Origin of the sequence: Collinsella aerofaciens ATCC 25986 (assembly GCF_964237925.1) — a bacterium.
Lineage (GTDB): Bacteria > Actinomycetota > Coriobacteriia > Coriobacteriales > Coriobacteriaceae > Collinsella > Collinsella aerofaciens_BJ.
Genome location: NZ_CAXSKI010000002.1, coordinates 51,927 through 78,714, shown reverse-complemented (window position 1 = coordinate 78,714; position 26,788 = coordinate 51,927). Strand labels below are relative to the sequence as shown.

Below are 26,788 nucleotides of genomic sequence, written 5' to 3'. Positions count from 1 at the left end.
TCTACAAGGACCCAGAGAACGAGAGGAAGTTCCAGGAATGGAAAAGATCAAGGGAAAGAGGGTGCGCGTCGCAGCCGGCAAGCGAAAGACGCGCACCGCAACGGTTCACTTCCGAACCGAGACCAGTGTAACACCCGAGCAGCGCCGCGAGAGGCTGCAGGCCGTTTTCGCCGCCCTGTTCGTCTGCGCGTGCATCGCCGCCACATGGGCGCTGGAGGCAACAGTATGGCCGAGGTAGACGCCAAGGCCCAGGCCCTCGTGGCCAAGGCGTGCGGCTGGGTTGCCTCGAACCCCGATACATGGGCGAAGCTGCGCCGCATCTGCTACCGCCTGATGCTGGAGGGCCACGTCATCCAGCGCGACAACGTGTACACCCTGGCGTGCCAGAACGGCATGACCGTGAGCGAGGCCAGCGAGTTCAAGCGCGACCACAACCTGTGGAGCGTGCTGTCCCGCTACATGGTGCTGCAGCGCCCCTCCATGCTGGCCGCCGTGAGCTTCCGCCGCACGCCGGTGGACTCCGTGGACCTGGTGGGCACGTGGGAGGCCATCGTGGGCCCAGCCGTTTTCGCCGCCTCAACGCTAACCGAGGCGCAGGGCATCTACGACAGGGGCGCTCAATGAGGTGCACCGTCACGGTCGAGGGCCGAATGCCGAGCCTGAACGACTACATCAGCGCCGAGCGCGCCAACCGCTACAAGGCGGCGGCCATGAAGAAGCGCGAGACGGCGCGCGTGAGGGCGGCGGCCATGCAGCAGCGCGCGCCGCGCTTCGAGCGCCGGGTGACCGTGCGCACCACGTTCTACGAGCCCGACATGCGCCGCGACGCCGACAACGTGGGCTTCGCGCGCAAGTTCGTGCTCGACGGCCTGGTGGCGGCGGGCGTAATCAAGGACGACTCCCGCAAGTACGTGGAGCAGTGCCCCGACAGGGTGCTCACCGACAGGGCGCGCCCCCGCGTGGTCGTGGAGGTGAGCGACGAGTGACCCGCCGCGACAAGGGCAAGGCCCACAGGGCGTGGCGCAAGGCCGACCTCGACCGCATAGCCGAGCTGGCGGGCAAGGTTCCCGCCCGCGAGATACGCCGCGAGCTGCGGCTGTCCAAGAACCAGCTGGACAACGCGCGGCGCGTGATCAACGCGAGCGGCGGCCACGTGTCCCTGCGCTGCTACCGCCACCGCCTAGAGCTGTGTCCGTCGTGCGGGTGCCGCAGGGCCACCCTGGGCAAGGACGGCATCTGCGAGCCGTGCCGCCGCCAGCAGCAGCTTGAGGCCATAGAGGCCCGCATAGCCGAGCTGCTGCCCCAGCTGACCCTTGAGGAGCGCCGCATCTACGAGCGCACCGAGTGCGGCCGCGAGAGCCGCGCCGACCCCATGCCGCAGGCCCCGGACACCTCGGGCATGAGCCGCTACGCCGCCGACAAGGCGGCCGAGGGGCACGACGAGGCCATGGAGCGGTGGCTGTGCCGCTACCTGTACCGCAGGGTCAAGGCGGCGCAGAAGCGCAAGGAGCGCATAGAGAAAAAAGTTCCGAAATCTTGAAAAGTTTTTATCACTTTTAGTTTTCCCAGTTAGGAGACGCAAATGCTCACAGAAATCATCGGCAAGGCCGTGGCGGGAAAGACCGTGGACGGCATCATGAGGCGCATCGGGCGCGCCGTCCCCATGCCCGAGCCGGGCGACGGCGGCTTCGACGCCGCCATGCGCCAGGCGTTCAACATGGGGGCCGCCTGCATGGCCGCGCAAATCAAGAACGGCCCCGTGCCCACCAAGCGCATCGCGCTCATGGGCGAGGTCGCCCGCGTGGCGTGCCGCGCCCGCCTGGTCGGCATGGAGTGCCGCGTGGTCGTTGACGAGGAGGGGCGCGCATGCAATCGCTAGAGGAGGTCGCCATCTGCGACGTGTACCCCTACGAGCGCGCCGACGGCGAGCCGATGAACCCGCGCGACTTCACCACCAAGGAGAGCGCCGAGCACATCGCGGGCCTGGCCGCGCAGTTCAAGGCCAACCGCCTCAACCCCGGCCAGCCCGTCATGAAGCCCATCCTGTACAAAGAGGGCGGCATCTACTGGATCATCGACGGCGAATGCCGCGTGCGCGCCATGATGGCCATCGGCACCGAGCGTTTCCTCGCCGAGGTCTACGATGACCTGGACGACGCCGAGCTGGCGCGCGTGGAGGCCGCCAAGGCCATGGTGGAGACCGACGCCAAGCTGGGGCTGACCGCCGAGGAGAAGTCGCGCGGCGTGCAGACCATGCTGGCGCTCGACATTCCCGACGAGGAGGTGGCCGTGGCCGCCCGCACCGACGCGGGCACCGTGGCCAAGGCGCGCCGCGCCGCCCGCAGGGTGCAGGACGCCGCCTACGACATGACGCTCGACCGCCTGGCCGCCATAGCCGAGTTCGAGGGCGATGACGAGGCTGTGGCCGAGCTGCGCGACTGCAAGCAGTCCGAATGGCAGCGCGTGTACGCGAGCCTGAAGTCCAGGGCCGAGCAGAGGCGCAACCGCGCCGAGGTGGTGGCGGTGCTTGCCGACGCGGGCGTCGAGTTCGTCGACGAATGCCCCGAGGGCTTCGCCGCGTGCCGCACGTTTTCCGACTACCGCCCCGACCTGGCGGCGCTGGACGCCTACGTGGCCGACAACGCGGGCGCGGGGCTTCTGGCCGAGGAGACGTCGTTCGGCGTGACCCTGCTGGCGCCGGTGGCCGAGGGGGCCGACGAGGCCGCACAGGCCGCAGCCCAGCGCAAGGCCGACTTCCAGGCCGCCTACGAGGACGGCGCGAAGGCCCGCCGCGAGTGGCTTGCCGCCCACGCGGGCGACCTCAAGTCGATGCGCCGCACGGCTCTGGCGCTGACCGCGTTCGCCATGGAGGCCGAGGCCGTGGAATCGTTCGAGGAGCTGCTGGGCCGACCCATCGACCGCACGCCCACCGAGCTGGCCGCGGCCATGGGCTGGCGGGCAGCGTGGAACATGAGCGGCTGGACGGCCTGGAGCCTCATGGAAGGCGGCAGCTCCGTGTACCTCAACCGAGCGACGGTCGAGAACGTGACCATCATCTACGAGGCCATGAAGGCCGACGGCTACGAGCCGAACGCGGCCGAGACGGAAACCTACGAGGCGTGCATGGCGCGCCTGGGAAGCGAGGAGTAAATGAGCGAAGCAGTTGAGGCCGAGATCATCGAGCCCGAGGAGGCGTCAGAGCTGACCGTGGCGTACTCCCCCGCCGTGATCGAGGCCAACTTCGACGCCCTGGAGGCGCACGTGCGCAGGCTGGTGGCCGACTACGAGGGCGCGACCTACGACATGGGCAAGGACGAGAACGTGAAGGCCGCCAAGCGCGACCGCGCCTACCTCAACGGCATCGCCAAGGAGATAGACGAGCGCCGCAAGGCCGTGAGCCGCGAGTACACGAAGCCCCTGGCCGCATTCGAGGACAGGTGCAAGGCCGTGGCGGGCATCGCGAAGCAGGCAGCCGGCGGCATCAAGGCGCAGCTGGACGAGGCCGAGGAGGAGCGCCAGCTGCGCGCGTACGCCAAGCTGCGGGAGCACTACGAGGAGTTCGCCGGGCTGCTGGCCCCCGTCGTGCCCTATGAGCGTTTCCACGAGAAGCAGTGGACCAACAAGACCTTCGGCGAGGTGAAGGCATTCAAGGCCCTGGAGGCCAAGGTAGAGCGCCTGGCCCAGGACTGGGAAACCCTCAAGGCGCAGTTCCAGGGCGAGCCGTTCTACGACGAGGCCGAGCGCGAGCTGTTCGCCACCCTGGACCTGGGCGCGGCCATAACGGCGGCGCACAAGGCCGAGGAGGAGCGCCGGCGCATCGCCGAGCTGAAGGCGGCCATGGAGCCGGAACCCGTGGAAGAGCCCGAACCCGAACCCGAAGCGGTGCCCGAGCCCGCGGAATGCCAGCCCGCAGAGTTCCCGCAGCCGCTTGAGCAGATGCCCGAGCCGCAGCCCGCGCCCATGCCCGCCCCGGTGCCGCCAGCGCCGCCCGCACCGGCACCCGTGGCCATGGCGGGCGACCCGTGGACGGTCGTGGTGCCGTGCGCCACGCGCGAGCAGATGCAGGGCGTCGCGGCGGCCCTCAAGGCGCAGGGCGTCGTGGGCACCATCATGCACGGCACGGTGGGCCAGGTTTACGAGCGAATGAACGGAGGCTACTAGCATGACCCAGGAACAGCAGTCCATCGACCTCATGGCGGCCGTTGCCCGCGTGCAGCGCGCCGTGGTGGTGCCCAAGGCCAAGTACAACGCTTTCGGCAAGTTCAGCTACCGCAGCTACGAGGACATAGTGGCCGCGCTGAAGGAGCCGTGCGCCAAGGAGGGCCTGGCGTTCTTCATGACCGACGAGCTGGTGCAGATAGGCGACCGCTACTACGTGAAGTCCACGGCGTGCGTGTTCCCCGCCGAGGGCGGCGATGGCCTGCTGCAGGTGAGCGCCTACGCCCGCGAGGACGAGCACAAGAAGGGCTCGGACGACGCCCAGGTGACCGGCATGGCGTCGAGCTACGCCCGCAAGTACGCGCTGTGCGGCGCGTTCGCCATCGACGGGCAGAGCGATCCCGACGCCATGGAGGAGCAGCCCGCGCCCGAGGAGAAGCAGCCGCCCGCAGACGGCCCCTTCACGGCCCACTGCCGCAGCTGCGGGGCGCGCTACCAGTTCGCCAGCATGCCGCAGTACATGGAGTTCGTGGCCAACAGCCCGTGCTGCCCGCGCCCCGATTGGCAGGTGGAGTAGATGCAGGCGCTCACCGAGGAGCTGGACGAGCTGACCGACAGGCTGGAGGCCGAGCTGAAGACCTGCAAGGAGTCGGGCTGCCAGTACGCCGAGAACGAGGCCGAGTACCGCAAGGCCCTGCGCATCGCCATCCTGAACGAGCGCCAGAAGGGCACGCCCGTCACCATCATCGGCGACGTGTGCCGGGGCCAGGAGCAGATAGCGGAGGCCAAGCGCCGCCGCGACTGCTCCGAGGCCATCTACAAGGCCTCGCAGGAGGCCATCAACGTAATCAAGCTGCGTATCCGCATGGTAGACGCGCAGATCACCCGCATCTGGAACAGCGGGGACGTAACCCAAGGAGGGTATCTATGAGCATCAACCGCGTGTGCATATCCGGCAACCTGACCCGCGACCCCGTGCTGCGCTCCACGTCTGGCGGCATGTCCGTGCTGTCCATGGGCGTGGCCGTCAACGACCGCCGCAAGAACCAGCAGACCGGGCAGTGGGAGGACTACCCGAACTTCGTGGACTGCACGCTGTTCGGCACCCGCGGCGAGAAGCTGGCGCAGTACCTCGCCAAAGGCAGCAAGGTGGCCATCGAGGGCAAGCTGCGCTACCGCAGCTGGAACGACCAGCAGACCGGCCAGAAGCGCAGCGCGCTGGAGGTCGTGGTGGACGAGCTGGAGTTCATGAGCGGCCAGCAACATCAGCAGGGCTACGCGCCGCAGCAGTACGCGCCCCAGGCGGCCCCGCAAGCGCCGCAGGCCCGCACGTACGGCCAGGGACGCCCCGCCCCGGCACCTGCGCCGCAGCAGCCCGCCTACGCGCCGCAGCCGGCCACTCAGCAGGCGTACGCGCCGCAGCAGCCCGCGCCGCAGCAGCAGGCCATGCCCGATCTGTACGACGAGGATATCCCGTTTTAGGGAAGGCGACGGCGACACTATGGGCATGGTTATACACGACGACTTCTGGGCGGCCGCGCAGGCCATGCCCGAGAAGCAGCGCGCGCCATTCATCTACGCCATCGTCGAGTACCGGTTCACGGGCAAGGAGCCGCAGGGCAGCCCCGCGTGGCTGCCTACCTTCCTGGTGCTCAAGGGCAGGCTCGACATGGGCGACGAGAAGAGCGAGCGCGCAAGGAAGGCGGCCAACGCCCGCTGGGGCAACAGGCCGGGGAAGGAAGACGCGGTGGACGATGCGGCGGCACGGGCGCAAGCCGATGCGCAAGCACATGCGGGAGCATATGCGGATACAGATGCAGTAGCACATGCGCAAGCAGATGCGGATGCACATGCAGGCGCATCGAGTTGCGGCAATGCAGAGGTTGAGGTTGAGGTTGAGTATATAGATAACCCCTTAATCCCCTTTGACGAAATCGTGCATGCGCTCAACGAGGCAGCCGGCACCCGCTACCGCTCAAGCAGCGCCAAGACCCGCAGGCTGATACACGCCCGCTGGGCCGAGGGCTACCGCCTCCCCGACTTCCTGGCCGTCATCGACACGATGGCAGCCGAGTGGGCGGGCGACCCGAAGATGGCCAAGTACCTGCGGCCCTCCACGCTGTTCTCGCCGAAGTTCGAGGACTACGTGAACCGCGGCCCGAGGACCCGGAAGGAGGCCGACGGCTATGCCGAGTACGACTGAGTGCCCCCACTGCGGGGCGCAGCTGGAGGTCCGCTACGTGGTGCTGGCTGGCCGCCGCACCTTCTGCGGCTGGAAGCCGTGCGGCTGCCCGGGTGCCGTGGCGGAGCGCGACGAGCGTTCGCGCCTTGAGGCCAGGGCCAAGGCCGAGGAGGCCGCAGCCAAACGCCGCCGGGCCTACGAGCGGGCCGGAATCAAGCCCCGCTTCATGACAGCCGCCTCCCCCATGGCCGAGGGCATTGCCGCGAAGGTTGAGCAAGGGCGCGGGGCGTACATCTGCGGCCCCGTGGGAACCGGCAAGACCCACCTGGCGAGCGCCGTGGCGCGGCTCCTGGTGGACGGCGGCACCAGCGTGAGGGTGACCGACATGTTGGGCGTGCTGGCCGCCATCAAGGGCACCTACGGCGGCGACGGCACCGAGGACGGCGTGCTGTCCAAGCTCTCCCGCGTGGGGTGCCTGGTGCTGGACGACCTGGGCAAGGAGTCCCCCACCGACTGGACGCTGGGGCAGGTGTTCCGCGTCGTGAACGACAGGTACGAGAACATGAGGCCGGTCATCGTGACCACGCAGTACGGCAAGGGCGACCTCATACGCCGCCTGGCCAAGAACGGCGACGAGGAGACGGCGGTGGCCATCGTGAGCCGCCTGTCGGAGATGTGCGACAAGTACGAGCTGCAAGGCAAGGACAGGAGGCTATCGAATGGCAAACGTTGACACGCTGCCCGAGATCCTGCGCCCCCTCATGGAGGGGCCGAGCATCGAGACGCCCAGGTGCGCCGTGTGCGGCGCGCCGTGGCCGCTCAACCGCCACCACATCGTGAGGCGCGGGGCGGGCAAGCTGTTCCGCGACGGGCGCGAGGTTCCCAAGCCCACGGTGATGCTGTGCGGCAGCGGCAACGGCAGCGGCTGCCACGGGCTGGCGCACGCCAACCGGCTGCACTTCCGCTGGGTCAGGGCCGAGCAGAGGTTCAACCGCCCCGCCCCGCCGGGCTCGGGGCACTGGGAGTACCTGCTGCTGCCGGAACCGACCAAGTACGCGGACGCCCTGGCCATGGACGGCTGGGGGCGGCTGCCGAGGGGCAGGCGGTGCATGTGAGCGGGTACGAGCCTTCAAGTGGGTGGAACCTCCCGCCCGGGTGCTTCGAGTCCGACCCCAGGGCACCGTGGAACCGGCCCGACCCGTGGGAGGGCCGCACGTGCCGCGAGTGCCGATTCTGCGGGCACGTGCAGGGCGCTGGCGGCGAGGCAGTGTGCACCTGCGACGCCATGACCGGCGGCGGCCCCGACGTGGAGGCGGTAGACGAGACAAGCGAGGCATGCGAGTGCTTCGAGTTCGAATAGGAGACGAAACGATGAAGAAGATCTACGCGGTGGCCACGGAGAGCGACGTGGTGCTGGCGTTCGAGAGCAGATCGGACGCAGACGAGTACGCAGGCGAGCACGACGGCATTGCGGTGCTGCCGGTGCCGTGCGTGGGGGCCTACGAGTACCCCAGCGAGAAGTCGGCCACCGACTGGGACCGAATCGCCGACGCTCTGCCGAAGGGAGGCGAGTAGCCATGAAGGTGTACATGTGCGCATGCGAACGCTGCGGCAAGGAGGTGCCGGTGACCCTGAAGGGTTGCGCCAGGATGGTGCTGAGGAACAGCGCGCGAATCGACGGCAAGGCAAGGGCCCTGTGCCCGGAGTGCGCCGAGAGCCTGCGGGCGTGGTTCCTCGCAGGCGCGGCGAAGCCGGAAGGAAGGGAGTAGCCATGGGCATCATCTGCGAGGCCTGCGGGCGCGATATCGACGCCCTGGGGCAGGACAACATGGGCGTAGACGCGCCGCTGTGCGAGGACTGCTGGGGCGAGCAGCAGAGCTACGCGAACGACATTCGCCGTGAGGTTCGCAACCTGAGGTTCGAGAACGCCCGGTTGCGCGAGAAGCTGGACGCCGCGATGACCGAAGAGACGGCCGTGCAGAACCTGCGCAAGGGCATCGAGACGGCCTACGAGGTGAGCCGCGAGCGCGCCCTGGCGCTCACGAAGCTGGACGAGTGCGAGCTGTGGCTGGGGCGCTGCGTGCCGAAGGAGACGGCGGCGCCGACGCTCAAGGGCGCGGCCCAGGAGGCCGCCATGCCGTGCCTGAAGGACGACGAGGTGCGCGGCTTCGCGATGCCCGGCGTGAACGTGGAGGTGAAGGCCGAGGTAACGGCCGAGGAGCTGGCCAAGAGCCTGCGCGAGGCCATGAAGCCGGCCATGCGGATGGCGGTGGAGTAGCCATGGAACAGCAGACCGAGAAGCCGAAGCGCCGACCCAGTATCGAGGTACGCTGCCCGAAGTGCGGCATGCGCGAGATCTGGCACCACCTGCCCAAGGGCGGCGACCGCTGCCGCTGGTGCGGCCACCTGTTCGAGGACTTCACCTACCGCAAGGTCGGGCAGAGCGCGAAGGAGGGGGCGCGATGACGAACTGGGAGCACCTTTTCGGCACGCCCGAGCGGGCCATCCACACGGAGACGGAGTTCCACTCGTGGCCCTTCTTCATCGCCGTGTATAAGACGAGCCGCATGAGCAGCTGCACTACCAGCAAGCGGCTGCTGGCCAGCTTCTGCGAGGAGGCCGACTACCTGGAATGGCTCAAGGCCGAGTACGACGACGGCACCGTCGAGTGGGAGGAGCGATGAACCGCCCGGGATGCAACTGGGGGTGCCTGCTGTTCATAGCGGCGGCAATCGCCATAGACGCGGCGGCCATCTACGCCATAAGGGCGCTGGCGCTCGGGCTCATGGCCATGGCCGTGGCGGCGTGCGGATAGGGGCAACCGAATACGGAAACAGGCAGAGGGCCGTCCTTCGGGGCGGCCTTTTCCGTGCCCGGCGACACGCTTGCGACCATATAGGCCGAGAGATAAGGGAAGGAGGCCGCAGGTGCCAAAGAAGGACAAGCCGCTCACGGCGAAGCAGGAGGCATTCGCCCGCGAGATGGCCAAGCCCCGCGCCAAGCAGCAGGACGCGTACCGCGCGGCCTACGACTGCAAGCGCATGAACTACAACTCGATAAGCTGCGCCGCCTCCAAGCTGATGCGAGACCCACGAATCGCGCACAGAATCCAGGAAATCCGAGACGCGGCCGCCAAGGACTGCCGCTGGGAGCTGCAGGACGCCGCCGCGCCGCTGTTCGAGGTGCTGGACGGCGCGCTGCCCATCTTCCGCCGCCAGGCGGCCGAGGGCAGCATCAACGGCGACGCGCGCCTGGCCATAACCGAGAGCGTGAAGCTGCTCAACGACATGTTCGGCGTGGACGGCGCGAAGGCCGCCATGGCGGAGGCGGGGGTGACCATCGTTGACGACCTCGGTTAGGCTCTCGGACGTCGTGGCCTCCGTGTTCGCTGCCGTGTGGCGCTCCATCAAGGCGCACGAGTTCACGCACTACTGGTTCAAGGGCGGGCGCAACTCCACCAAGTCGTCGTTCATATCCATCGCCATCGTGCTGCTGATCATGCTCAACCCGGAGGCCAACGCCGTCGTGCTGCGCAAGGTCGGCAACACGCTGCGCACGTCCGTGTACGAGCAGATAGGCTGGGCGTGCGACGTGCTGGGCGTGGCGCACCTGTTCGACTTCGGCCTGTCCCCCATGGAAGTGACGTACCGCCCCACCGGGCAGGTCATACGCTTTGTGGGATGCGACAAGCCGAAGAAGCTGAAGTCCGCGAAGTTCCGCACCGGCTACTGCGCCGTGGTGTGGTTCGAGGAGGTAGACGAGTTCGACGGCATGGACGAGGTGCGCAGCGTGCTGGCCACGTTCCTGCGCGGCGGCGACATGTTCTGGGTGTTCTACAGCTACAACCCTCCCCGCTCGGCTCGCAACTGGGTGAACAAGGAGGCGCGCGACCTGGAGGCCCACCCGGGCGAGGACGGGCGCTTCATATGCCACACCACGTACCTGGACGTCATAGACGAGCACCCCGAGTGGATAAGCGCCGCCGCGCTGGCGGAGGCCGAGCGCAGCCGCCGCAAGACGCCCGAGTCCTACCGCTGGCAATGGCTCGGCGAGGTCATCGGCACGGGCTCCGAGGTGTTCCCCGACAAGCTGCTGGACATACGCCCCATAACGGACGAGGAGCGCGCGTCCATCTCGCTGCGCTCGTTCGGCGTGGACGCGGGCAGCGTCCACCCGTGGGTGTTCATAGAGGCGGGTTACGACGAGAACGAGCGCGTGCTGTACCTGCTGGACGAGGAGAGCCGCCAGGGCACCGAGGCAATCGACGTCAAGACCGCCGAGGTGGTGGCGGCCAAGCTGCAGGCGGCCGAGGACCCCGCCGCCGACGTGTGGTGCGACAGCGCGGCGCGCGGCATGATCCTCTACTACCAGGAGCAGGGCATCGGCGCGCAGAAATCGCTCAAGCAGGGCCTGAACGCGCCCAAGAACCGCATCAGGTGGATGCAGAACCTTACGCGCATAGTCATCGACCCCGACCGCTGTCCGCTCGCCGCCAAGGAGTTCCCCGAGTTCGAGTACGTGTCGAACGGGCAGGGCGACATAACCGAGACACTGCCGAAGGTGAACGACGACGCGATAGACGCGGCGGGCTACGCCGCAGGACTGTGGATAAGGAGCAACCTCTGATGGAGAAGCGAGGCAACACGGGCTACGCCGAGGCGTGGCTGCGCCGCATGGGATACCAGCCGGACACCCGCATGCAGGGCATGGTGGGCGTCTGGTTCGGCTGGTTCGCGGCGAACAACGGCTGGTACCACTACAGCGAGCGGCGCGGCTTCCGCGTGTACAAGCGCGAGCGCGCCAGCCTGCACCCGGCGGCGCTCGTGGCCGACGAGTGGGCCAGTCTGCTCATGAACGAGAGCACGATCATCTCCAGCACGAGCGACGAGCGCCGCGCGTGGATGGCGCGATACTTCGCCAACCCCACGACAACGGGCGGGGACGGCCAGGAGGCGACGGAGGGCAACGCGCCGGCGCAGCAGCCCACGGAGGACAGCGGCGCGCCCTCCTCGTTCGCCATGGACAACGCCGACTTCATAGCACGTGCGTTCGCCATGGGGACCGGCGCGTGGGTCATCGAGCCGCGAGGGGTGACCGACAGCGCCTACACGCCCGACGCCGAGCTGCGCATCGTGCGCTACGACGCCACGCAGATAGTCCCGCTCACGTGGAGCGCCGACGACTGCACGCAGTGCGCGTTCGTGGGCCGCGTGGAGGTCGCCGGGCGCGACTACGACCAGTGCCAGGCCCACGTGCTCAAGGGCGGCACCTATCACATCCTCACGCAGCTGTTCGACACCCGCACGCACAAGCAGGTGACGGTCGAGGGCATCAGCGCCGACATGGACACGCGCTGCACCCGCCCACTTTTCGCGCTGGTGCGCCCCGCCGTGTCGAACCGCTTCTACGACTACTGCGCGATGGGCGCGAGCGTGTACTGCAACGCCGTGGGGGCCATGAAGGTGGTCGACGAGGCCGCCACCTCCCTGCTCGACCACATTCGCGTAGGCCGCCCGCGCACGTTCGTGGACAAGACCCTCATAGAGTCCAAGACCGACAAGGGGCCGGACGGCAGCCTCACGAAGACCTACTACGCCTTCGGCGAGGCCGACGACACCATCTTCAGCATGAACCCCGGCGACGAGGGGTCGGCCAAGATTCAGACCGTTCAGAGCGACCTCAAGGCCGACGAGAACGCCAGCGCCATCAACACGGGCCTGCGCCTGCTGTCGGTGGCGTGCGGCTTCGGCAACGGCTACTTCTCCTGGGAGTCGCACACGGGCCTGAAGACCGCCAAGGAGGTGGCGGCCGACAACTCGCAGCTGATGCGATCCATCCACCGGCACGAGAACGCCCTGCGCAAGTCCATCGTGCGCCTCGTGAACGGCATGGCCGACGCGTGCCGCAGCATCAAGGGCGAGGCCGTGCCCTACGGCGACGTCACCGTGGACTTCGACGACTCCATCATCAGCGACACGCAGAGCGCGCGCGAGATGGCCATGAGCGAGGTCGGCGCGGGCATCATGGCCCCGTGGGAGTACCGCCGCCGCTTCTACGGCGAGACCAGCAACGAGGCCAAGGCCAACGTGCCCGAGCAGCAGGGCGGCGCGTTCGATATGCTGGGCGACGGGCTCGCCTGATGCTGGGGCCGGACTACATAGAGCACTTCACCGACGCAGCGCAGGGGGCCATGGACGAATACGCCCTGCGCCTGGTGTGCATCTACGCCGCGCTCATAGGCTCCATCGACTTCGAGGGCGACAGCGCCTACTCGCAGGCCGCCCGCAAGGCGGCGCTTGCCGCCAAGGACGTGCAGAAGGCCATGAACGAGGAGGGCCGCAGAGCCGCGCGCGAGGCTGCCAAGGCTGCGGCCGAGGCCGTGGCCAAGAGCGCCGAGGCCGACCTGGCCACGCTGGGCACGGCCATGGGCGCGCTGTCCAAGACGATGCAGTGGAGGCTGCACAACTCCGCGCGGGCCACGGCGGCGGGAGTGCAGGACGTCGTGAGCCGCGACAACCTGAAGATGCCCGCCAACGTGCAGCGCGCCTACCTCGAAGTCGTGGCGCAGGCCGTGGCTCGGGTGAACTCGGGCATGGCGGGCTACGAGCAGGCCACCCGCGAGGCCGTGCTGAAGCTGGCGCGGCGCGGCGTGTCCGTCGTGGACTACAAGAGCGGGGCGTGGGCGCAGGCCGACGTGGCCATGCGCCGCCACATCCGCACCCAAGCGGTGCAGGCGGGCAGCCGCAACACGCTGGAGCTGCTTGAGGAGACCGGGCACGACCTCGTGCAGACCTCCTCGCACGGCGGGGCGCGCGAGAGCCACGCCAAGTGGCAGGGCCGCGTGTTCAGCCTGTCGGGCAAGTCCAAGAAGTACCCGCCGTTCTACCGCGAGACGGGCTACGGCTCTGTCGATGGCCTGTGCGGCGCGAACTGCAAGCATGACTTCGGCATCTACGTGGAGGGCCAGCCGCTGCGCTACGAGCGCGACCCCGACGGAGGCGACGAGAAGCGCGAGAAGCGATACCAGGCCAGCCAACAGCAGCGCGCCATCGAGCGCGAGGTGCGCACCACGAGGCGCGAGGCCGCCGCGCTCGAAGCGGCTGGCATCGACAACACCAAGGAGCGCATGAAGCTGAGCAGACTCCAGCAGAAGCGCCGCGACCTCGTGACGAAGTACCCGCACCTGAACGCAGAGCACGGGCGCGAGAACCCCTACGAGACGGGCAGCAAGGTGTACGCCCTCACCCGCCAGAAGGTGAGCCGCACGGCCTACATGGCGCACCCGAACACCAAGGCGCTCATAGCCGAGGCAGGCGTGAGCCAGAAGCGCGTGGGCGAACTGGTCAAGGCCAGCGGCGATGGCTTCGAGCTGAAAACCGCAGCAGAGCGCCGCGCGGCGCTGGACAATGCCATCAAGCGCGCCAAGGCCGAGAAGGAACGCGACCGGCGCGTGGCGAACGCCGCAGCCATGGAGGTGCACGCAGACAAGCAGGCCAAGCACATCGCGGGCAGCCGCCAGCACGAGCAGTACGTTGCGAACCTGAAGCGCAAGGGCGGCGCGTACAAGGAGCCGAGCGGCATCACGGTGACGCTTGAGGAGGTGCGCGACCTCATAGCGAAGCATGCGGGCACGGGCACGGCGCAGACCACCAGAAGCGGCAAATGGAGCGGGCGCGAAACATGCGACGCCGGGCGTGTGATCGGCTACGTGATAGGCGATAATGGGGAGCACATACCGACGACGCGCTTCACCATCCACTACGCCGACGGCGACGTGCACATAGTCCCGACCAAACCAGAGGAGGCACAGCAATGAACCTGAGCGAAACGCTGAAATACTACGGCAAGCAGGTGCGGGTGACGTGCACCGACGGCGAGGAGTACCGGGGCAGGTACGACTGGTACCAAAGCGACGCCGAATCGCTAGACGAGCCCAATGCCATCGGCATAGAGGGCGCGGGCATCATCACCGAGATACCCATCGACGAGGTGGCGAGCATCGCCGCCCTGTAGCGAAGCAACGGCAACCGAACAGCGACACGGCATCAAGGCCGCCCACCACGGGCGGCCTTTTCTTTTGCCTGGCGACACCTCGGGGAAGATGCAGGCACGCGATGGGGCGGCGACAACATGCCCCGCACGCGACCACGGCGACAACGGTGGGCCATCCAAGCGCGCAGGGAAGCGCGACAACCAAACACGGAAGGAGCAAGCGATGGCTGAAGACAACAAGCCCCAGGGAAACGAGGGCGGCGAAGGCCAGCAGGCCGAGCCCCAGAAGGAGGTCGTGTCCTACGCGAAGTACAAGCGCGAGACCGACGAGTACCAGGAGCAGGTGAAGGCCCTCAAGGCCGAGCTGGAGCAGCGCGACAAGCAGATCGAGGAGTTCACCTCCAAGGCGGGCAACGCCGAGGAGCTGCAGGCCGCGCTCGACAAGGCCAAGGCCGACAACGAGGCGTACAAGGCCGACGCCGAGAAGCGCGAGGCCGACATGCGCCGCGACTTCGCCATCGACACCAAGCTGGCGCAGATGGGGGTGCGCAACGCCAAGGCGGCGCGCGCGATCATCCCGAACATCGCTGACGCGAAGCTGGACGAGCAGGGCAACCTCACGGGCATCGACTTCGAGGCCCTGAAGAAGGATAACGCCTACATGTTCACCGACCAGCCCCGCGAGAGCGCGGGCGGCGACCCCAAGGGCGGCGCAGGCTCCGACGGCCTGGCCGACTTCCGCGCAGCTTTCGGACTCACCGACGAATCTTCAAAGGAGTAAATCATGCCAAACAGCATCGAGCTGCCCAAGGGCTACGAGAACGTGCTCATGGAGGCGTACCGCAAGGAATCCCTGACCGCAGTGCTTGAGAGCGCCGCGCCGCAGGGCAATATCGCGCAGATGGAGCAGCTGGGCGAGTTCTACTACCCCGTCTACTCCATGGGCGGCCTGGGCGACGTGCAGGCCAACGGGCGACTGCCGCAGAACAGCGGCGCGTCCCTGACTTGGAAGCCAATCAGCGCCAACTACGACCGCGGCACCATCCTGGAAATCGACCAGAAAGTGGACGCCCAGTCCTTCAACCTGGCGTTCGGCAACGCCGCCGCGCACTTCAACCGCACCAAGGTGGTGCCCGAGGGAGACGCGTTCGTGTTCTCCACGCTGTGCGCAGGCACCGGCATCACCAAGGAGCAGAAGACCTACGCCGACGGCGCGGACATGCTCAAGGGCCTGAACGCCGCCATGTGCGACATGGACGAGAAGGAGGTGCCGGAAGAGGGCCGCGTGCTGTTCATCACCCCAACCCTGCTGGGTATGGTGAAGGACCTGGACACCACCAAGTCCCGAGAGGCGCTGGACGGCTTCTCCTCCATCGTGAAGGTGCCGCAGTCCCGCTTCTACAGCGCCATCGACCTTTTGGACGGCGCCACCAAGGACGAGGAGATCGGCCACTACAAGAAGGGCACCGGCGCGGTGGACATGAACTTCCTCATCGTCCACAAGGACGCCGTGGTGCTGCGCTGGAACTTCGCGCGCGGCAAGGTCATCGACGCCGAAGACAACCAGCAGGGCTTCGGCCACCTGTTCAAGTACCGCAAGTACGGCGTGTGCGGCGTCCGCGAGAACCTGGCGCACTACATCACCGCAGGCATGAAGGCCGCGTAGGAAGGAGGCGCGACATGCGCACAGTTGGACTGGCCTTCGAGAAGGAGGCCCCGAAGAAGGCCAAGCCCGCCAAGGGCAAGGCAGAAAAGCCCGAGGCGAAGGCCGCAGACGAGCAGCCCGCCAAGGGCAAGGCGGAAAAGCCCGAGGCGGCCGAGGACGATGGAAACTAGAGCCCCGACCCACGAGGACTACCTGGCAGCCGGGCGCGGGGAGCTGTCCGCCGAGGAGTTCAAGGCGGCGCTCCCCCACGCCACGGCAGCCGTGCGCGACCTGATCTTCCCCAACGAGCCGGATGGCTCCGAGGAGTGGGCGCGCGCGGTCATGGCGGCCTGCGAGGTCGACGCCGCGTACGGATGCTCGGGCGGCATCATGGAGGGCGGCGGCTTTACCGTCGGCTCGTTCTCGTGGAACCCCGGTACCGAAGGGGCCAGCACCTACCGCAGCGACATGGAGGCCGCCGTCCGCCGCGAGCTGCTTGGAACGCCGCTGCTCTACGCGGGCATCGGGGGTACCAGATGATGCGGGTGCCGCGCTCGGCGCGGCCCTCCACCATGTCCGTCAAGGTGCCCAGGGAGGGCGGCTACGGCGGCGAGTTCGAGCAGCCCGTCGAGGTGCGCCGCGTGCGCTTCGAGCCCGTCTCGGCGTGGCTCGTGCGCGAGTACGCCCTGGGCGACGGCGCGCAGGGCCTCGTGATAGCAGACGGCGCGGACAGCCCCGGCATGTTCGACGTGCCCGTGGGCAGCCGCGTGAGCATCGACGGGGGCGAGTGGATGAACGTGGCGAGGTGCACGCCCCGCCGCGCGTTCGGCACCCGTCCCCACCACTGGGAACTGGAGGTGAGGTAGCCATGCCCGCAGCAGTTACGGTCGACCTGACCAAGCTCATGAAGCGTTTCAGCGCGAAGGAGCTGGAGGCCAAGCAGGTGAAGTTCGCCATGAGCGTGGCCGAGGACATGAACGCGTTCACGCCAGAGGACACCAAGCGCATGCACAACTCCATGCAGGCCGCCTCCGACTTCAGGCAGGGGCTCGTCATATGGGACGCCGACTACGCCGCCTACGTGCGCGACCTGCCCGACAGCTCCATCAAGCACGGCAAGAACCCGAGGGCCAAGGCCGACTGGCCGAAGGCCGCGAAGGAAGCGCACGGCGAGGACTGGGAGCGTCTGGCCGTCGACCTCCTGACCGAGGGGGCGTGACATGGCCCCGGACGTGATGGAGGCGGCGAAGGCCGCCATAGAGGCCCTGGGCTACGGCCCGGTGCTCCTCACCCGCCTGGCAGCATCGCGCGGCCACGACGACGCGGTGGTGCTGAGGCCCATGCCCACGGCCGACGCGGTGCGCCACATGGACGGCACCCGCCGTGTCGGATACGTGCTGCAGGTCATCGTGAAGGACACCTCCGAGGCCAAGGCCATGGGCGACGCCTACGACCTGGCCGACGCGTTGGACGGGGCCGACCTGTCGTCGCCCACCGGCTCCTACGGCTTCACCAGCGCGGCGCTGTACACAGAGCCGCAGGAGATAACGCCGCCGGAGGGCGGGCCGTACCTGTGGGAGTTCCGAATCAAAGCGACCATAACCATAGAGAAGGGATAACGATGGCAAAGAACCAAGACCTGGGCTTCGCGCCCAACTACATGAGCGCGCTGGAGATCGACACTACGCCAGACGCGGCCAGCCCCACGTGGGCCATCTTCTCGCGCGGCATCACCGAGGTGAAGCCGACCACCAACGAGACCACCGAGACCAAGGACTACTACGACGGCTACGGCACTCCCACCGACAAGGTGAAGAGCGTGCAGCCGCAGTACGAGGTCACAGGCGACCGCTGCTACGGCGACCCCGCGCAGGACTTCGTTGCCAGCCTGGCGCTTGAGACCGGCGAGGGCCGCACGGGCCACTTCCGCCACACCGACCCCAACGGCGACGTGGTGGAGGGCGACTGCACCTACCTGGGCCTGACCGTCGGCTCGCAGCAGGGCGCGGCGTCCGACCCCGGCGCGTTCTCCTGCACAATCTCGGGCGCTGGCGCTATGCGCTACATCCCCGCCAACAAGCTCAAGCAGCCCACGGGCGTCACCTGCACCGCGCCGACCGGCCCGGCCGTGGGCAAGTCCATGAAGCTCGCGCCGACCGTCACGCCCGCCGAGGCGAACGCCAAGTGCTTCTTCGCATCGGGCAACACCGACGTGGCCACCGTCGACAGCGACGGCAACGTGACGGGCGTGGCCGCAGGCGAGGCGGTCATCACCGTGCGCTGTGCGTCCAAGCCGAGCATCTGCACGCAGGTGAAGGTCACCGTGGCGGCGAAGTAGCCGCAGGCGACACCAGACATAACCTCCTGGACATGGGGGCGCGGGCTAGTGAGCGGCCCGCGCCCCTTTTCTATGCCCGACGCTCACCGCTCACGAAAGGGGCAACAAATGGAACTTCTGAAAAACATCCGCGCGTACGAGGACGTGTTCTTCGAGGACCCCGAGGAGAACCCCGACACGCCGCGCTTCCGCGTGTGGTTCGACGACAAGCACATCGAGGAGTACCTGGCCAAGGTCGGCAACGCCATCGACCGCGCGCAGGCCAACGAGCAGATGGCCCGCGAGGCCGACACCCCCGAGAAGGCGGCCGAGGCCAACGCCGCGCAGGCCCGCCTCATGAAGCGCACCATCTCGGCGTTCATCGGCACCGAGGGCTGGGAGCAGCTGCTCGCGTGGATGGGCGGCGACGAGGGCCCCATCGCGCCCGAGGAGAACATCCGCATCCTGGGCGAGGTCTTCGCCACGTTCCTCAACATGTTGGCGCGCCACGCGACCAGCGAGCAGCTGATGGCGTGCGGCCTTGCATACAGCGAGCGCGCCGATCAGGTCCAGGCGCTCAACCGCGCCCAGCGCCGCGCCAAGGCCAAGCGCAAGAAGAAGGGCGGCAAGTAATGCTGCCAGCCGCGCTCACGGCCGAGCGGGTGCGGCTGCCCGACGGCACGAGCGCCACGCGCTACCCGTGGAACGGCGAGGAGGTGCTGGTGCGCGACGACGCGCTCACGATCATCCGCGTCATCGAGGTGCTGACCGACGAGGGCAAGTCCGACGACCAGCGCCGGGACGAGTTCCTGGCGCTGTTCTTCGTGGACTGGGCGGACGCGTGGTGCGCATGCGACTACGACGCCGCCGAGTTCGTGCGGATGCGCGACGCGGCGGTATGGGACATGTGCGGGCTCGACCTGACCGGCGACCGCCCGCACGAGACCCCGCTGTGGGACTTGGAGGAGGACGCGGCGCGCATACGCACCAGCTTCCGCCAGGCCTACGGCATCGAGTGGGACGAGGTGCGCGGTCGCATCAGCTTTGCCGAGTTCGTGGCACTCGTGGGCGGCTGCCCGCAGGACACGCCGCTCGGCGCGGCCATCCACTACCGCAACCCGGCGACCAAGCCGAAGCCAACCAAATACAACAGGCAGGAGGTCGAGGCCTGGAACGCCGCCCACAAGGCGTTCGAACTCGGCAAAGGCCGCAGCTCACACGGCTCTGAGGAAGGAAGCGACGCGGCGATGCGCGATGTGTTCGCCGCGCTCAAGAGAGCGACGAGGTGAGCATGGACGGCAACGTCATCATCAAAGCGGTGCTCGACACCGTTGACGTATCCAAGAACATCAAGGCCCTGGAGCGCGACCTCCAGGGCATCTCCTGGAAGAACATAACCGAGGGCGACGAGAAGGCCGCGAAGCTGTCGTCCTCGTTCAAGAAGGCCGGCACGGCCGCCACGGTGACGCTGACCGCGCCCGTGGTGGCCGCCGGCAAGGCCGTATTCGGCGTGGCCAGCGACTACGAGCAGGCCAACGCCCGCATAGCCGCCGCGTTCGGCGTGTCCGGCGAGGAGGCCGAGCGTTTCAGCAGCATAGGCAAGCGCATATACGAGGGTGGCTGGGGCCAGTCCCTGGACGAGGTCAACGATGCGCTGATCCAGTGCAAGTCCACCCTTCGCGACGTGTCCGACGAGGACCTGCAGACCGTCACCACCAACGCACTCATGCTGTCGGACACCTTCGGCGCAGACGTGAACGAGTCCATACGCGGCACCAACGCCCTCATGGAGGGCTTCGGGCTGTCCGCCACCGAGGCCAGCGACCTGCTGACGGCGGGCATGCAGCGCGGCCTGAACTACACCGACGAGCTGGGCGACAACCTGAGCGAATACTCCGTGCGATGGGGCGAGGCGGGAATGAGCGCCAGCGAGTACTTCTCGCTGCTCGAAGCGGGCACGTCCAACGGCGCGTACAACCTGGACAAGGTGGGCGACTACCTCAACGAGTTCCTGACGGCGCTGTCCGACGGCCGCATGGAGGAATCCATCGGCTCGTTCAGCGAGGGCACGCAGGAGGTCTTCGAGAACTTCAAGAACGGCAGCGCCACCGCCGAGGACATGCTGCAGGCGGTGCTGGGCGACCTGACGCAGATGCCCAACGAGTACGACAAGGCCGCGTTGGCCTCCACCCTGTGGTCCTCGCTCGGCGAGGACAACGCCATGGGCATGATCGAGTCCCTGGCGGGCGTGCAGGACAGCTTCGGCGACGTGGCGGGCGCTGCGCAGCAGGCCCAGGAGGCCGCCTCCGACAGCTTCGCCGTGAAATCGCAGGAGGCCATGCGCGAGCTGCAGGGCTCCATCGAGCCGCTTGGCGAGCCACTGCTCAACATCGCCACCAACGTGGCGGGTGTCGTCAAGTCGTTCTCCGAGTGGTTCGCCGGCATCGGCGAGGGCGGCCAGACCGCCGTGCTGGCGATCGCCACGATAGCGGCCGCCATAGGCCCCGTGCTGTCGACGGTCGGCACCGTCGTGGACACCGTGCCGAAAATCGGAGCGGCCTTCCAGGTGGTCGGCAAGCTGGGCACCGGCGCGCTAGGGCTCATAGCCGCGCACCCCGTGGTAGCGGCCATAGCGGCCATCATCGCCGCCGTGGTGCTGCTGTGGAACAACTGCGAGGAGTTCCGCGACGCGGTGACCGCCGTGTGGGATGCCGTGTGCGCCGCGTTCGAGGTGGCCACCCAGGTGGCGGGCGACGTGGCCCAAAGCGTCGGCGAGTTCTTCTCGCAGCTCGGCGAGACGCTGGGCGGCGTGTGGGACGGCATCTGCTCCACGGTGCAGGGGGCCATCGACGCCATAGCCGGGTTCTTCCAAGGCCTGGCCGGCACCGCCTCGTCCATCTGGGACGGCATCTGCAACGTGGTGCAGGTCGCCGTGATGCTGCTGGGCGAGATTCTGAACCTGGCCATCGAGACGCTGCTCATACCCTGGAACTTCATCTGGGAGAACTTCGGCGGGCAGCTGACGGCGGCATGGAACGCAATCTGCAGCGCGGTGGGAAGCTACATCGACGCGGTGAGCCAGGTCATCACCGACGTAGTGACGGCGCTCTCCGAATGGTGGGGCGCGACGTGGGAAGGCATCAGCGGCACCGCCAGCGCCATATGGGAGGCCATCTACGGCGCGGTGAGCGCATACATCCAGTACGTTAGCGACGTGATAGGCGCAGCCCTTTTGGTCATCCAGGGCGTGTGGGACACGGTGTGGGGCGCGGTGAGCTCCACCGCCTCCAGCATATGGGATGCCATCAGCTCGGCGATAGGCGCGGCCATCAATGCCATCAGCTCCACCATATCGGCGGTGCTGTCGGCAATTCAGGCGGTGTGGGACTCCATATGGGGGGCCGTGAGCAGCACGGCGTCGAGCGTGTGGGGCGGCATCAGCTCCACCATATCCAGCATCGTGAACGGCATCCGCGACACGATCTCCAGTGTGTTTAACGCCGCCAAGGACACCGCGAGCAGCGTGTGGAACTCCATCAAGAGCGCCATCGAGACGCCGATACAGAACGCCCGCGACACCGTGCGCAACGTCATCGACTCCATCAAGGGGTTCTTCAACTTCTCGTGGTCGCTGCCCCACCTGAAGCTGCCGCACCTGTCCATCTCCGGCAGCTTCAGCATCGTCCCGCCGAGCGTGCCGCATTTCGGCATCGACTGGTACGCCAAGGGCGGCGTGTTCAACGGCCCCAGCGTCATCGGCGTCGGCGAGGCGGGCCCCGAGGGCGTGGTGCCGTTCAACGAGCGCGGCGCGCGCCCGCTGGCCGAGGGCATCGCCAAGCTGCTCGACGGCAAGGGCGGCGCGGCCCATGGCGACACGAACGTAACAATCAACCTGTACGCGACCGTGCGGGAGGAGGCCGACATCGAGAAAATCTCCCGCCAGATAGCCAAGGAAATCAAACGGCAGGAGTGCTTCGCATGATATACAACGGCTTCGACTTCGCGCCGTGGTTCGACACCCGGCTCGTGACCCGCTCGCTGCTGCCCGAGTACGAAATCGCCACGCGCGACGTGCCCGGGCAGCCCGGCTCGCGCTTCATGCGCGCAGAGCTGAAACCCCTGACGATAGACGTGGCGGCGGCCTGGAGGGCACGCCCCGCCGACGACATGGCGGCCCTTCGCCGCCTCATGGCCTCGCGCCTGCTGTGCCTCAAGGAGGCCGAGCTGTGGCTGGACGACGAGAGGCACCTGGGCCTGCGCTACATGGCCGTGCTGACCTCGCCGGGCGCGCTCGACACGTTGTGGCACACCGGCGAGGCCACGCTGACGTTCACGGCATACGACCCCGTGGCCTACGGGGCCGAGGGGCGCGCAACCGTGTCGGGCACCTCGGGCGTGCAGGTGGGCGGGACGTTCCGCACCTACCCCACCGTGACCGTCAGGCCCGGCGGCAGCACGTCGGCGCTGCGGCTGACGAACATGGGCACGGGCGAGTTCGTGCAGATCGACAAGGCGGTGACGGCATCGAGCGCGGTGGTCATCGACATGGCCGCCCCGCAGGCCACGGTGGACGGCAGCCCCGCGCCCGTGACCTTCGAGAGTGACTTCTTCCCGCTGGAGCCGGGGGCCAACAGCCTCAAGCTGTCCAGCGGCACCGCGACGGTACAGTGGACGGAAAGGTACGTGGGCTGATGATTCTGTGGGCATGCGACCGCTGGGAGGCGTACAAGGGACCCATCAAGACGCTGTTCGAGTGCGAGGACACGCGCGAGGTCAACGGCGAGAACGCCCTGAGCATCACAACGCTGGCGCGCCTGGACAAGGGCGACCGCCTGGTGTGGCGCGACCTCAAGGGCCGCTGGCACGAGAACATCGTGGACGGCGTGGAAGAGGAGCGCGCAAGCGCGGGCATCCTCTACACGTACTACTGCCCGACCTCGGCGCAAATCGAGCTCCTGGGCGACTACCTGGAGGACAAGCGCCCCTACGACGTGAGCGCCTACGCCGCGCTGGCCTCGGCGCTGTCCTCCTCGCGCTGGCAGGTCGGAACCGTGGCCGACCTCGGGCAGGCCGGCACGAACTTCTACCACACCAACGCATGGGCGGCCATCCACGACGTGGCAGACACTTGGGGCGGCGAGCTGTCGTTCGAAATCCAGGTGAGCGGCACCAAGGTGACCGCACGCCGCGTGTGCATGGCCAAGCAGGTCGGCGAGGACAACGGCAAGCGGTTCACCTACGCCAAGGACCTCGTGAGCGTCAAGCGCAGCGTGGACGAGGGCAACGTGTGTACCGCCCTGTACGGCTACGGCAAGTCCCTGCAGGCCGCCGACGAGGACGGCAACCTGACGGGCGGCTACGATCGCAAGCTGACCTTCGGCGACGTGAACGGCGGGCAGAACTGGGTGGGGTCGGCCGACGCGCTGGCGCGCTGGGGACGGCCCGACGGCAAGGGCGGCAAGGCGCACGTGTTCGGCGACGTGGAGTTCTCCGACTGCGAGGACGCCGACGAGCTGAAGAAGCTCACCGAGGCGCAGCTGGCGAAGTCGTGCGTGCCCACCGTGTCCTACACCGTGGACGCCACGGCGCTTGCGCGCGCCGGCGAGGGCTTCGAGGGCGCGGACGAGGGCGACCTGGTGACCGTGGTGGACAAGGTGTACGACCCGCCGCTGCGCGTGCGCACACGCATCACCAAGGTGGTGGAGGACCAGCTGCGCCCCGGCGAGGTCACCTACACGTTCGGCAACTACCAGACCGTGGCCGAGCTGATGGCCGCCCAGAAGTCCAGCGCAAAGAGCACGGCTTCGAGCATCCGCGCCACCGTGGCCGACGCCGTGAACGCGTCGAACAAGGCATCGACCGGCAAATGGGGCGAGAGCCTGGCGGCCTCCGAGGAGCGCCAGAAGGCGTACACCAAGGAGGTAGGCGGCGCGGCCAAGGACTACACCGACGAGGTGAAGGATGCACTAGACAAGGCGCTCAAGGAGTACGCCGACAACGGGGACACCACCCTAGAGGAAGCCCTCAAGAAGTATTCCGACGACGGCAACCTGTCCCTTGAGGAGGTGCTCAAGCTCTACACTGACACCACGGTGGAGCAGAGCGAGAGCGTGCTCAAGAAGATAGACGAGGCCAACAAGGAGTACCTGGAAGGCGTCACCAACTCGCTGGACGAACGCCTGACGAGCGCCGAGGGCGAGGTTGAGGGCCTGCAGAACCAGCTCGACCAGCTGCCGACGGATATCCGCAAGAAGATCGTGGAAATGCTCAACAGCGAGATAAACACCACGGGCGGCTGGGTGTACGAGGAGCCCGGCCAGGGCATCCTGGTGTACGACAAGAAGCCCGAGAGCGCCACCAAGTGCGTCAAGATAGGCGGCGGAATCATCGGCGTGGCCAACTCCAAGTACTCCAGCGGCGCGTGGAAGTGGCGCACGGCCATAACCGGCGACGGCGTGACCGCCGACGAGCTGACCACTGGCCGCATCAAGGGCGGGAACTCCTACTGGGACCTCGACAGCGGGGCCTTCTACCTGCGCGACGGCTCCATCTTCATGACCGACAGCAACGGCAACAAGGTCTACATCAACGCCACCAACGGCTTCCAGATATACGACAAGAACGGTTCCATCATCGCGGGCACCGTGCTGGTGGGCAGCACCTCCATGTTCCGCTGCAACATGGTCGGCACGTCGTCCACCAACTACATCACCACCGGCACGACGACGAACAACCACCCGGGAGCGTCGTTCGTGAACGGCTCGACCGAGTACTGCACCGTCGAGGCCGTCCACGCGAAGGACAGCCACACGGCGAGCTCGACCGATGGCGTGGGCATATCCACCTGCGGCTACGGCTTCCTGGCAGTCAACCGCTACTACCGCCAGACGTGGCTGACGACACCATACTACGCAGGCTATATGAGCCATCCCGACGAGCAGCTGTACATGAGGAGCGGCAACAGCAGCGCGGGCGGCTCGGCGTACGTGAGGCTGCAGGAGAACTCCAGCAACTACGTGTACCTGGATAGCAGCCGCGCAGACATTGGGTCGTCGGGCACCGCCAGGATACTCGCCCCGAAGTTCGCCATAGGAACCAGTCCGAGCAGCGGCGGCACCTACGGGTACACGGGCTCCACGCAGTTCATCGGGTGCATCACCAACAACGGCAACAAATGGACGTGGGGCACCATCAACGTGGTGAACGGAATCATCACCGGCATGAGCAGCATCACGGGAAACTAGACCAGCGAGAGAGGAAACGGAATGTTCTACCACCTTGTGCAGCAGCCCGAAGCGCCGCAGGCGCTCGACGGCGCGCCGAAGCCGCCCGAGGCGCTTCCGGTGTTCGAGTGCATCAGCGACCCGGCCACGGCGCGGGCCATCGTGGAATCGGAAGACGTGTTCGAGTTCGACGGCAAGGGCGGCTTCACGCTCGTGTCCAGCCCAGTGGCCGTCATGGACGCGGAAGGCGGCGAGGCCAACGCCGTGGACTTCTCGGCGCTCACCGACGAGGAGATATGCGGGGTCCACAGAGCGCAGCCCGGCGACATATCGCGGACACTTGCGGCCGAAGGAAAGGAATGAGGCATGGCAACGCACGAGCTTACGCTCAACCTCAAGAAGACCAACATAGCGCCGCCCGTCATCACCGTGCACCAGGGCGACAGCGCCGAGGTCCTGAAGGCCGCCATCTACGACGGCGACAAGAAGGCGGCCCTGACGGGCTGCAAGGTGCACCTCATGGCTGCGAAGCCCGACCACACCTACGTGGAGCAGCAGTTCACTGGCATCAGCGACAACGTGGCCACCGTAACGGTCGACCCCGCCGTCTTCGGCGTGGCCGGGCTGCTCAAGGTGTGCTACGTGCGCGTGCGGAACGCGGCAGGGCTGGACGCCACCACCGAGAACGTCCTGGTGAACGTGCTGCCCTCGGCGAGCGCGTCGGGCGAGATATCCGGCCCGTACGTCGATGCGGTGGAGGCGATCATCGCGAACCTCGAAGGGCAGCTAGCCGACGTGAGCGCGCTGAACGCGCAGATGCAGAAGGCCGAGGCCTCCCGCGCGAGCGCGGAAAACCAGCGCGCCACGAACGAGAAGGCACGCCAGACCGCCGAAACCAAGCGCGCAGAGGCCGAGAAGAAGCGAGCCACGGCGGAAAGCGACCGCGTGACCGAGGCGTCGCAGCTGAAGACGGCCTCGCAAACCGCCACGGCTGCGGCAAACGGCGCGGCCTCGAACGCCGACGCGGCGGCAAACATCGCCCTGCAGATAGCCAACAGCGTGGCGCAGGGCAGCGCGGGCAGCTCGGACATGGCCAAGCAGAAGCAGCAGATAGCCGACCTGTACGGCAAGCTGGCCGACGCCACGGACGCGTTCATCTACGACGACGGCACCGTGTACTGCCCCGCCTCCAAGGCCAGTGCATCTGGCAGCACCATCACGTTCGGGAGCACCTGCACGGCGTCCGGCACAACCCTCAACCTCAAGTAGAA

40 protein-coding genes are annotated in these 26,788 nt (G+C 67.5%); all 40 read left to right on the top strand.

Annotated elements, in window-relative coordinates; all coding sequences use genetic code 11:
* Nucleotides 1-37 precede the first annotated feature (37 nt).
* The 40 genes from ACESWY_RS01455 to ACESWY_RS01260 all read left to right on the top strand — a co-directional run bounded on the left by ACESWY_RS01455 (nucleotide 38) and on the right by ACESWY_RS01260 (nucleotide 26,786).
* Nucleotides 38-238, top strand: a complete 201-nt coding sequence (locus tag ACESWY_RS01455; protein WP_117637854.1) for a hypothetical protein — start codon at nucleotides 38-40, stop codon at nucleotides 236-238.
* On the top strand, nucleotides 226-624 hold the full coding sequence (locus tag ACESWY_RS01450; protein WP_158551308.1) for a hypothetical protein: 399 nt from the start codon (nucleotides 226-228) through the stop codon (nucleotides 622-624). Before ACESWY_RS01455 ends, ACESWY_RS01450 begins: the two co-directional genes overlap by 13 nt.
* On the top strand, nucleotides 621-986 hold the full coding sequence (locus tag ACESWY_RS01445) for a RusA family crossover junction endodeoxyribonuclease (RefSeq protein ID WP_158551309.1): 366 nt from the start codon (nucleotides 621-623) through the stop codon (nucleotides 984-986). The genes ACESWY_RS01450 and ACESWY_RS01445 overlap by 4 nt, the downstream gene beginning before the upstream one ends.
* Nucleotides 983-1,540, top strand: coding sequence for a hypothetical protein (locus ACESWY_RS01440; protein ID WP_373092492.1), 558 nt, complete (start codon nucleotides 983-985; stop codon nucleotides 1,538-1,540). The genes ACESWY_RS01445 and ACESWY_RS01440 overlap by 4 nt, the downstream gene beginning before the upstream one ends.
* A gap of 42 nt (nucleotides 1,541-1,582) precedes the next feature.
* Entirely contained in the window at nucleotides 1,583-1,879 is a 297-nt protein-coding gene (locus ACESWY_RS01435) for a hypothetical protein (protein WP_373092490.1), read from the top strand.
* Nucleotides 1,867-3,150, top strand: a complete 1,284-nt coding sequence (locus ACESWY_RS01430; RefSeq protein WP_373092488.1) for a ParB/RepB/Spo0J family partition protein — start codon at nucleotides 1,867-1,869, stop codon at nucleotides 3,148-3,150. The genes ACESWY_RS01435 and ACESWY_RS01430 overlap by 13 nt, the downstream gene beginning before the upstream one ends.
* Nucleotides 3,151-4,161: a DUF1351 domain-containing protein gene (locus ACESWY_RS01425; protein WP_373092486.1), complete on the top strand. Its 1,011-nt coding sequence runs from the start codon at nucleotides 3,151-3,153 to the stop codon at nucleotides 4,159-4,161. It abuts the gene before it with no gap.
* A 1-nt stretch (nucleotide 4,162) separates the two neighbouring features.
* Nucleotides 4,163-4,735: an ERF family protein gene (locus ACESWY_RS01420; protein ID WP_373092484.1), complete on the top strand. Its 573-nt coding sequence runs from the start codon at nucleotides 4,163-4,165 to the stop codon at nucleotides 4,733-4,735.
* Complete coding sequence (locus ACESWY_RS01415) at nucleotides 4,736-5,089, top strand: hypothetical protein (protein WP_117637860.1); 354 nt, start codon at nucleotides 4,736-4,738, stop codon at nucleotides 5,087-5,089.
* Nucleotides 5,086-5,640: a single-stranded DNA-binding protein gene (locus ACESWY_RS01410; RefSeq protein WP_373092482.1), complete on the top strand. Its 555-nt coding sequence runs from the start codon at nucleotides 5,086-5,088 to the stop codon at nucleotides 5,638-5,640. Before ACESWY_RS01415 ends, ACESWY_RS01410 begins: the two co-directional genes overlap by 4 nt.
* A 19-nt stretch (nucleotides 5,641-5,659) precedes the next feature.
* Entirely contained in the window at nucleotides 5,660-6,361 is a 702-nt protein-coding gene (locus ACESWY_RS01405) for a conserved phage C-terminal domain-containing protein (RefSeq protein ID WP_117637862.1), read from the top strand.
* Nucleotides 6,345-7,073: an ATP-binding protein gene (locus ACESWY_RS01400; protein ID WP_373092479.1), complete on the top strand. Its 729-nt coding sequence runs from the start codon at nucleotides 6,345-6,347 to the stop codon at nucleotides 7,071-7,073. The genes ACESWY_RS01405 and ACESWY_RS01400 overlap by 17 nt, the downstream gene beginning before the upstream one ends.
* Entirely contained in the window at nucleotides 7,060-7,455 is a 396-nt protein-coding gene (locus ACESWY_RS01395; protein WP_118349165.1) for a hypothetical protein, read from the top strand. Before ACESWY_RS01400 ends, ACESWY_RS01395 begins: the two co-directional genes overlap by 14 nt.
* Nucleotides 7,452-7,700 (top strand): hypothetical protein, encoded by a 249-nt coding sequence (locus ACESWY_RS01390; RefSeq protein ID WP_373092477.1) that lies wholly within the window; start codon nucleotides 7,452-7,454, stop codon nucleotides 7,698-7,700. Before ACESWY_RS01395 ends, ACESWY_RS01390 begins: the two co-directional genes overlap by 4 nt.
* A gap of 11 nt (nucleotides 7,701-7,711) precedes the next feature.
* On the top strand, nucleotides 7,712-7,915 hold the full coding sequence (locus ACESWY_RS01385) for a DUF3110 domain-containing protein (protein WP_373092475.1): 204 nt from the start codon (nucleotides 7,712-7,714) through the stop codon (nucleotides 7,913-7,915).
* A gap of 2 nt (nucleotides 7,916-7,917) precedes the next feature.
* Entirely contained in the window at nucleotides 7,918-8,109 is a 192-nt protein-coding gene (locus ACESWY_RS01380; RefSeq protein WP_373092473.1) for a hypothetical protein, read from the top strand.
* Nucleotides 8,110-8,111: 2 nt separating this feature from the next.
* Nucleotides 8,112-8,618: a hypothetical protein gene (locus tag ACESWY_RS01375; protein WP_373092471.1), complete on the top strand. Its 507-nt coding sequence runs from the start codon at nucleotides 8,112-8,114 to the stop codon at nucleotides 8,616-8,618.
* Nucleotides 8,619-8,620: 2 nt separating this feature from the next.
* Complete coding sequence (locus tag ACESWY_RS01370) at nucleotides 8,621-8,806, top strand: hypothetical protein (RefSeq protein ID WP_373092469.1); 186 nt, start codon at nucleotides 8,621-8,623, stop codon at nucleotides 8,804-8,806.
* Nucleotides 8,803-9,024 carry a hypothetical protein gene (locus tag ACESWY_RS01365; protein WP_373092467.1) on the top strand — a complete coding sequence of 74 codons (222 nt, stop codon included), beginning with the start codon at nucleotides 8,803-8,805 and terminating at the stop codon, nucleotides 9,022-9,024. The genes ACESWY_RS01370 and ACESWY_RS01365 overlap by 4 nt, the downstream gene beginning before the upstream one ends.
* Nucleotides 9,021-9,155, top strand: coding sequence for a hypothetical protein (locus tag ACESWY_RS01360; RefSeq protein ID WP_264297873.1), 135 nt, complete (start codon nucleotides 9,021-9,023; stop codon nucleotides 9,153-9,155). The genes ACESWY_RS01365 and ACESWY_RS01360 overlap by 4 nt, the downstream gene beginning before the upstream one ends.
* Nucleotides 9,156-9,267: 112 nt before the next feature.
* Nucleotides 9,268-9,699, top strand: coding sequence for a hypothetical protein (locus ACESWY_RS01355; RefSeq protein WP_117765325.1), 432 nt, complete (start codon nucleotides 9,268-9,270; stop codon nucleotides 9,697-9,699).
* Nucleotides 9,683-10,966, top strand: a complete 1,284-nt coding sequence (locus ACESWY_RS01350; RefSeq protein WP_373092464.1) for a PBSX family phage terminase large subunit — start codon at nucleotides 9,683-9,685, stop codon at nucleotides 10,964-10,966. The genes ACESWY_RS01355 and ACESWY_RS01350 overlap by 17 nt, the downstream gene beginning before the upstream one ends.
* A 47-nt stretch (nucleotides 10,967-11,013) precedes the next feature.
* The gene (locus ACESWY_RS01345; RefSeq protein WP_373092462.1) at nucleotides 11,014-12,480 is read left to right on the top strand and encodes a phage portal protein; all 1,467 of its coding nucleotides are present in this window, start codon (nucleotides 11,014-11,016) and stop codon (nucleotides 12,478-12,480) included.
* A gap of 50 nt (nucleotides 12,481-12,530) precedes the next feature.
* Nucleotides 12,531-14,156, top strand: a complete 1,626-nt coding sequence (locus tag ACESWY_RS01340) for a phage minor capsid protein (RefSeq protein ID WP_373092460.1) — start codon at nucleotides 12,531-12,533, stop codon at nucleotides 14,154-14,156.
* Nucleotides 14,153-14,353 carry a hypothetical protein gene (locus ACESWY_RS01335; protein WP_349127273.1) on the top strand — a complete coding sequence of 67 codons (201 nt, stop codon included), beginning with the start codon at nucleotides 14,153-14,155 and terminating at the stop codon, nucleotides 14,351-14,353. Before ACESWY_RS01340 ends, ACESWY_RS01335 begins: the two co-directional genes overlap by 4 nt.
* Before the next feature lie 202 nt (nucleotides 14,354-14,555).
* Nucleotides 14,556-15,113 (top strand): phage scaffolding protein, encoded by a 558-nt coding sequence (locus ACESWY_RS01330; RefSeq protein ID WP_373092457.1) that lies wholly within the window; start codon nucleotides 14,556-14,558, stop codon nucleotides 15,111-15,113.
* Nucleotides 15,114-15,116: 3 nt separating this feature from the next.
* Nucleotides 15,117-15,998: a hypothetical protein gene (locus ACESWY_RS01325; protein WP_373092455.1), complete on the top strand. Its 882-nt coding sequence runs from the start codon at nucleotides 15,117-15,119 to the stop codon at nucleotides 15,996-15,998.
* Between the two features lie 14 nt (nucleotides 15,999-16,012).
* On the top strand, nucleotides 16,013-16,168 hold the full coding sequence (locus ACESWY_RS01320) for a hypothetical protein (RefSeq protein ID WP_158559642.1): 156 nt from the start codon (nucleotides 16,013-16,015) through the stop codon (nucleotides 16,166-16,168).
* A complete protein-coding gene (locus ACESWY_RS01315) occupies nucleotides 16,158-16,517 on the top strand; it encodes a hypothetical protein (RefSeq protein ID WP_117637878.1) in 360 nt (119 codons plus the stop codon). The genes ACESWY_RS01320 and ACESWY_RS01315 overlap by 11 nt, the downstream gene beginning before the upstream one ends.
* Nucleotides 16,518-16,549: 32 nt before the next feature.
* A complete protein-coding gene (locus ACESWY_RS01310; protein ID WP_147336073.1) occupies nucleotides 16,550-16,843 on the top strand; it encodes a putative minor capsid protein in 294 nt (97 codons plus the stop codon).
* A 2-nt stretch (nucleotides 16,844-16,845) separates the two neighbouring features.
* Nucleotides 16,846-17,196 (top strand): minor capsid protein, encoded by a 351-nt coding sequence (locus ACESWY_RS01305; protein WP_118349157.1) that lies wholly within the window; start codon nucleotides 16,846-16,848, stop codon nucleotides 17,194-17,196.
* Nucleotide 17,197: 1 nt separating this feature from the next.
* Entirely contained in the window at nucleotides 17,198-17,596 is a 399-nt protein-coding gene (locus tag ACESWY_RS01300) for a phage tail terminator protein (protein ID WP_161160593.1), read from the top strand.
* A 2-nt stretch (nucleotides 17,597-17,598) separates the two neighbouring features.
* A complete protein-coding gene (locus tag ACESWY_RS01295; protein ID WP_117637882.1) occupies nucleotides 17,599-18,315 on the top strand; it encodes a phage tail tube protein in 717 nt (238 codons plus the stop codon).
* 108 nt (nucleotides 18,316-18,423) lie between these two features.
* Nucleotides 18,424-18,927 (top strand): hypothetical protein, encoded by a 504-nt coding sequence (locus ACESWY_RS01290; RefSeq protein WP_158573936.1) that lies wholly within the window; start codon nucleotides 18,424-18,426, stop codon nucleotides 18,925-18,927.
* Entirely contained in the window at nucleotides 18,927-19,583 is a 657-nt protein-coding gene (locus ACESWY_RS01285; RefSeq protein WP_161160595.1) for a Gp15 family bacteriophage protein, read from the top strand. The genes ACESWY_RS01290 and ACESWY_RS01285 overlap by 1 nt, the downstream gene beginning before the upstream one ends.
* 2 nt (nucleotides 19,584-19,585) lie before the next feature.
* Nucleotides 19,586-22,276 carry a phage tail tape measure protein gene (locus ACESWY_RS01280; RefSeq protein WP_373092450.1) on the top strand — a complete coding sequence of 897 codons (2,691 nt, stop codon included), beginning with the start codon at nucleotides 19,586-19,588 and terminating at the stop codon, nucleotides 22,274-22,276.
* Complete coding sequence (locus tag ACESWY_RS01275; protein ID WP_117637885.1) at nucleotides 22,273-22,986, top strand: distal tail protein Dit; 714 nt, start codon at nucleotides 22,273-22,275, stop codon at nucleotides 22,984-22,986. The genes ACESWY_RS01280 and ACESWY_RS01275 overlap by 4 nt, the downstream gene beginning before the upstream one ends.
* Nucleotides 22,986-25,538 carry a phage tail spike protein gene (locus ACESWY_RS01270; RefSeq protein WP_373092446.1) on the top strand — a complete coding sequence of 851 codons (2,553 nt, stop codon included), beginning with the start codon at nucleotides 22,986-22,988 and terminating at the stop codon, nucleotides 25,536-25,538. Before ACESWY_RS01275 ends, ACESWY_RS01270 begins: the two co-directional genes overlap by 1 nt.
* 21 nt (nucleotides 25,539-25,559) lie before the next feature.
* Complete coding sequence (locus tag ACESWY_RS01265) at nucleotides 25,560-25,880, top strand: hypothetical protein (RefSeq protein ID WP_117637887.1); 321 nt, start codon at nucleotides 25,560-25,562, stop codon at nucleotides 25,878-25,880.
* A gap of 3 nt (nucleotides 25,881-25,883) precedes the next feature.
* Complete coding sequence (locus ACESWY_RS01260; RefSeq protein ID WP_373092443.1) at nucleotides 25,884-26,786, top strand: BppU family phage baseplate upper protein; 903 nt, start codon at nucleotides 25,884-25,886, stop codon at nucleotides 26,784-26,786.
* Nucleotides 26,787-26,788 lie beyond the last annotated feature (2 nt).